The following is a 5,184-nucleotide window of genomic DNA, read 5'->3' on the forward strand; positions in this document are numbered from 1 at the left end:
CGTGGTGATTGAAGTGATCCCCTCATTAGGGTGGGCCGAAGGAAAAGGACAAAAAAAGGCGGTGATTTATATTCGCGATGCAGTGGGTAAATCGACCACCAGTATTGAAATATCAAAAAAACTGTTTGGTTTAACGCCTGCAGAAACGGCGTTATCACTGCAATTAACCAATGGTTTATCGTTAGAAGAAGCGGCCGAGGAGCTGAACATTCGCCGTAATACCGCCCGCGCTCACCTGCGCTCTATCTTTTCTAAAACTGGGGTGCGCCGTCAAACTGAATTAGTTCGGTTATTTTTAAACAGTGTGGCGGCATTAGGCTACGACGATAGAAATAGCGAGTAACCGCTAACAGCAGCAAAAAAAAAGCCAGCTAAATGCTGGCTCAAAATTAACAAAGGGGAGTGTTAATTAATTTATCTCAGCGGCGTTACTTGCCGCTAAATACAGGGTGGCGCTTTTGTAAAAACGCCTGCATGCCTTCGCGTTGGTCTTTCGATGCAAATAATAGTGCATTGGCTTTACGCTCCAGTGCCATAGCACTGGCAAGCGGCGCATCCATACCGGCTAAAATAACTTCTTTGATTTGCTCGGCGGCTAATGGTGGCATGCGGGCAATACGCCGACAATTTGCCAACGCTTGCTGATACACATCAGCGTCTTCACACAGCTCGCTTACCAGCCCAGCTACCCACGCATCATAAGCACTAATAGGTTTGCCAGTTAGCGCCATTTGCATTGCTTTGGCTTTACCTACCGCCCGCACTAAACGCTGTGTGCCACCAATACCAGGCATAATGCCAATGGCTATTTCGGGCTGACAAAAGCTGGCGCCTTTACCGGCAATAATAATATCGGCCAACATTGCCAGCTCGCAGCCACCGCCATACGCGTAACCATTTACGGCGGCCACCACAGGGATAGGGCATTGTTCAATGGGGGCCCAGAGGCGCTCGGTATGACGCTGATAAATCTCAATCGGATCAGCATCAATTAAGCTGGTAATGTCGCCGCCAGCGGCAAATACGCTGTCGCCTCCGGTTAATAAAATGCAGCGAATATCTTTGTTCACTGCCAGCTCGCTAAAGTACTTAGCTAACAGCGTTTGTAACTCTAAGCTTAACGCATTGGTGGCACTGGGTCGGTTGAGTGTTAATTCGGCCACTCCCGGCTCGGGAAAACTCAGTAACACACTCGCATTTTTATCTGTCATTTGTTGCTCCAAAACCGTGTTACACAAGGCACAGTAAAATTGTTCTATCGCCATTGTCACTTGTTGCCAGCTAATACAGCATCGTCCATTTAGACGAAGCTGGTTATCTAATACTCCCTGTAGACTGGTTTTATGGAATTACTTTAATACAAGGGTTAATTATGCAGGCGAGTGAAAACTATAAAGATAAAGTGGTACTCATAACCGGTGGCACCAAAGGTATCGGCCTCGGTATTGCAAAGGGTTTCTTGTCGGCAGGCGCTAAAGTAGTGGTTTGCGGTCGCGAAAAGCTAGAGGCACTGCCACAGGTAACGGTTAATGGAGCAACTCGCCAAGCACACTTTATTCAGGCCGATGTCAAAGACATTGATAGCACGGCGGCGATGTTCAGCACCATAGTAAAAGAATATGGCACCCTTGATGTGTTAATTAATAATGCGGGCGGCAGTCCGTTTGCGTTAGCCGATAAGGCCTCTCCTCGTTTTCATGAGGCTATTCTTAAGCTGAATTTAATTGCCCCGCTAAATGTAGCCCAGCAAGCAAACGAAATAATGCAGGCTAATAACAGTGGCTGCATTATTTTTATTGGCAGTATTAGTGCAATGCGTGCTTCACCAGGTACCGCGGCCTACGGCGCCGCCAAGGCAGGGATTTTATCGTTGGTAAAATCACTGGCGGTCGAGTGGGCGCCTAAAGTACGCGTGGTTGCAGTGAGTCCAGGGTTAGTTCACACCGAAAACTCGCACCTGCATTATGGTGATGAAGCGGGAATTGCCGCTGTCAGCGCCACCATTCCTGCAGGGCGTATGGCAGAGCCTGCCGATATAGCCAACGCCTGTTTATTCTTAGCGTCAGCACAGGCAAGTTATGCAAGTGGTTGTAATTTATTACTAAATGGCGGCGGTGAAATGCCTGCTTTTCTTAGTGCGAGTGAAACTAACTAAATAATTAACAATTTTTAGAATTTATCTTGATCAATGCAGGAGACGAACATTGGCTAAATATGAATGGTTTGCAGAAATAGAAGCAATGATAGGGCGACAATATGGTCGTATCTATGCGTGGGATAAGGTTAACGAAGCAATGGTGCGCCAGTGGTGTGAAATTATGGGGGTAGACAACCCGCTTTACACCGATGCCGATTACGCGGCAACAACCGAGCATGGGCAACTCGTAGCGCCACCCGCGATGCTACAAAGTTGGTGCTTAGCAGGCTTTGGCGACAAAATTTTAGCGCCAGGCTCTACCAGCGAAAACCCCTATGGCGTACTTGAAATACTTGAAAAACATGGTTATCCGGCGGTTGTGGCGGTGAATTCAAACCTCACCTTCGATCGCTACATTACGATGGGTGAAAAGCTGTATTACACCACCGTACTTGATAGCATCAGTGAAGAAAAAAACACCGCACTGGGCACCGGTTTCTTCGTCACGTTAAAAATGACTTATTTCTCTGAAAAAACCAATGGTGAAGCCGACGAAAAAGTGGGCGACATGATGTTTCGAGTAATTAAGTTTAAACCCGCGCAAAAGCCCAAGAAAACAGCAGCCGCTAAAGAAGCACCGGCCAGAAAGCGTCCTAAACCCGGTGTCAGCGACGATAACCGCTTCTTTTGGGAAGGATTTGCAGAGCAGGAGTTACGGATCCAGCACTGTCAAAGTTGCGACAAGCTACAACACCCACCGGCACCGGTGTGCATGCACTGTCACTCGTTTGAACTCGACTATAAAGTGGCCAGTGGTAAAGGAGAGCTGTATTCATTTGTGGTGATGCATTACCCCCATGTTGCGCCCTTTGACAGTCCCAATCCAATTGGCTTAATTGAGCTTGAAGAAGGGGTACGTATTCCTGCCGGCTTAATTGGGGTTACAGCAGACGCTCCGCCTAAAATTGGCCAACAAGTGCAGGTTGAATTTCACACCTTTGACGGTGAACTCACTTTGCCGCAATTTAGACTTGTTACAACTAAGGAGTCGTAATGGATTTTACTTTAAGTGAAGAGCAAACAGCCATTGCCGACATGGCCACTAGCTTATTTACCGATACCTGTAGCGATGATTTTCTTCGTGATTATGACGAAGCAGGTCAAGGAACCATGATGTCGTTATGGCAAGCCTGTGTTGAAACGGGATTGCATGGAGTCATCATTCCCGAAGCGAGTGGTGGCATTGATTTAGGCATGACCGAACTGAGCTTAGTATTACAAGCGCAAGGCGGGGCATTAGGCCAAGTACCGTTATGGCGTCATCAGCTGGTGGCCACGGCGCTGGCTAAATTTGGCGCGAGCGAACTACAGGCAATTACTCAAACCGCGGCAGCCGGAGAAAACCTGTTAACACTGGCATTTAATTTAGTAAATACCCACAGTGAAGCCAGATTACATGCAGAAAAAAATGATGCCGGTTATACCCTAAACGGTTTGCTGCAGTCGGTTGCTGTTGCCGGCTTGGCGGACTTTGTATTACTGCCTATCACCTTTGAAGAGCAAACGCGTTGGGCACTGATTGACACCACAACTGAAGGGTTAACGCTTACTAAAGGCCAAATGACTCAGGGTGAAGAAGTGGCCGATTTACAGCTTAATAATGTTGTTATCAGCGATGCTGCGTTACTGGATAACGCGGCAAATAATTGGTTAGTACCGAGAATATTAGCGTCTTTGGCGTCTTTACAACTGGGTGTAAGTGAAGCGCAAATTAAAAAAACCGTGGAGTATGTCAGCGAACGTATTCAGTTTGGCCGCGCTATTGGCACCTTTCAAGCGGTACAAATGACCATGGCCGATACCAAAATAGCCCTTGAGGCATTACGCAGTAGCGTGTGGCAGCTGTGTTATCGCCTCGATAACGATTTAGGCTGCGAGCACGAAGCGTTTGCCAGTGCATGGCAAGCGTGTGAAGCGGGCCACTCAATTGGCCACAAAGCACAGCATGTGCATGGCGGTTTTGGTGTCGACATTAGTTACGTTATTTACCGCTACCTCTACTGGAGCCGGGCCATTAGTCTAAATTTAGGCGGCAGTCCCGCATTACTGGCAAAACTTGGCGATGCCTTAACCGAAAATAATAAGCTGGGGTGGAAATATGACCTTGAAGAAAACAATGCAATTTAACGATGTAAAGCTAGGTGACAAGTTACCTGAAAAAGCGATTCCGATCACTGTGGCACTTATCTCTAACGGGGCTTTAGCAACGCGTGACTTTTTCCCTGGGCATCACGATAAAGATGCCGCGATAGCACTGGGTTCACCGCATATTTTTATGAATATTTTGACCACCAATGGCTTAGTGCAAAGCTACGTAGAAGGCTGGAGTGGCCCACAAAGTCGCTTAAAAAATATTGACATTAAATTAGGTATGCCTAACTACCCCGGCGATGTGATGACCTTTATGGGCGAAGTCACCGCCATCGATGAAGCTACCCGCACTGTGGATGTGGGCTTAGCGGGTAAAAACAAATACGGCATGCATGTCACTGGTACCGTGCAATTGGTATTGCCATAAAACTTAGGAGAGACAAGATGAATCAGTCAATTAGTGGTAAAGCGGCCATTGTCGGGCTAGGTGCCACCGAGTTTTCTAAAAATTCAGGGCGTACCGAATTACGTTTAGCAATGGAAGCTACGTTAGCGGCGTTAGAAGATGCAGGAATTGATCCCAGTGAAGTTGACGGCTTTAGTAGTTATTCAGTGGATAAAGTACCCGAATACGAAATTGCGCGTTTACTCGGCTGTAAAGAGGTTAAGTTTTTCTCACAAATACCTCATGGCGGCGGTGCTGCGTGTGCACCCATTGTACATGCAGCTATGGCTGTGGCCAGTGGTGTGGCTAAAACCGTGGTGGTGTATCGGGCAATGAATGAGCGTTCTTGGTATCGTTTTGGTACCGGTGACTACGGTTTTTCATCAACCCCTATTTTTGAAAATGTGAATTACGGCTATTACATGCCCCATGGTTTTCATACTCCAGCAAG

6 protein-coding genes and 1 pseudogene are annotated in these 5,184 nt (G+C 47.3%); 6 read left to right on the plus strand and 1 reads right to left on the minus strand.

Annotated features, from left to right (window positions below; all coding sequences use genetic code 11):
- The coding region (locus ABYB02_RS14340; protein WP_372763094.1) for a helix-turn-helix transcriptional regulator at positions 1 to 343 on the plus strand (343 nt) is incomplete at its 5' end.
- A gap of 85 nt (positions 344 to 428) precedes the next feature.
- Here ABYB02_RS14340 and ABYB02_RS14345 read toward each other — a convergent pair.
- Positions 429 to 1,211, minus strand: a complete 783-nt coding sequence (locus ABYB02_RS14345) for an enoyl-CoA hydratase (protein WP_372763095.1) — start codon at positions 1,209 to 1,211, stop codon at positions 429 to 431.
- 161 nt (positions 1,212 to 1,372) lie between these two features.
- Here ABYB02_RS14345 and ABYB02_RS14350 point away from each other — a divergent pair, with 161 nt between their 5' ends.
- From ABYB02_RS14350 to ABYB02_RS14370, 5 genes and pseudogenes are all read left to right on the plus strand, one after another.
- Positions 1,373 to 2,155: an SDR family oxidoreductase gene (locus tag ABYB02_RS14350; RefSeq protein WP_372763096.1), complete on the plus strand. Its 783-nt coding sequence runs from the start codon at positions 1,373 to 1,375 to the stop codon at positions 2,153 to 2,155.
- A gap of 49 nt (positions 2,156 to 2,204) precedes the next feature.
- Complete coding sequence (locus ABYB02_RS14355; RefSeq protein WP_372763097.1) at positions 2,205 to 3,191, plus strand: OB-fold domain-containing protein; 987 nt, start codon at positions 2,205 to 2,207, stop codon at positions 3,189 to 3,191.
- On the plus strand, positions 3,191 to 4,324 hold the full coding sequence (locus ABYB02_RS14360) for an acyl-CoA dehydrogenase family protein (RefSeq protein WP_372763098.1): 1,134 nt from the start codon (positions 3,191 to 3,193) through the stop codon (positions 4,322 to 4,324). Before ABYB02_RS14355 ends, ABYB02_RS14360 begins: the two co-directional genes overlap by 1 nt.
- Positions 4,296 to 4,715 (plus strand): MaoC family dehydratase, encoded by a 420-nt coding sequence (locus ABYB02_RS14365; RefSeq protein ID WP_372763099.1) that lies wholly within the window; start codon positions 4,296 to 4,298, stop codon positions 4,713 to 4,715. Before ABYB02_RS14360 ends, ABYB02_RS14365 begins: the two co-directional genes overlap by 29 nt.
- 17 nt (positions 4,716 to 4,732) lie before the next feature.
- Positions 4,733 to 5,184 (plus strand): annotated as a pseudogene (locus ABYB02_RS14370) (lipid-transfer protein); the annotation flags it as partial.

It is taken from the genome of Pseudoalteromonas sp. (assembly GCF_041613455.1).
In the GTDB taxonomy this organism is placed as follows: Bacteria; Pseudomonadota; Gammaproteobacteria; order Enterobacterales; family Alteromonadaceae; genus Pseudoalteromonas.

Coding starts and splice junctions, on each gene's coding strand:
- ABYB02_RS14365 (WP_372763099.1), top strand. CDS start 4,296: ATGACCTTGAAGAAAACAATGCAATTTAACGATGTAAAGCTAGGTGAC.
- ABYB02_RS14350 (WP_372763096.1), top strand. CDS start 1,373: ATGCAGGCGAGTGAAAACTATAAAGATAAAGTGGTACTCATAACCGGT.
- ABYB02_RS14345 (WP_372763095.1), bottom strand. CDS start 1,211: ATGACAGATAAAAATGCGAGTGTGTTACTGAGTTTTCCCGAGCCGGGA.
- ABYB02_RS14360 (WP_372763098.1), top strand. CDS start 3,191: ATGGATTTTACTTTAAGTGAAGAGCAAACAGCCATTGCCGACATGGCC.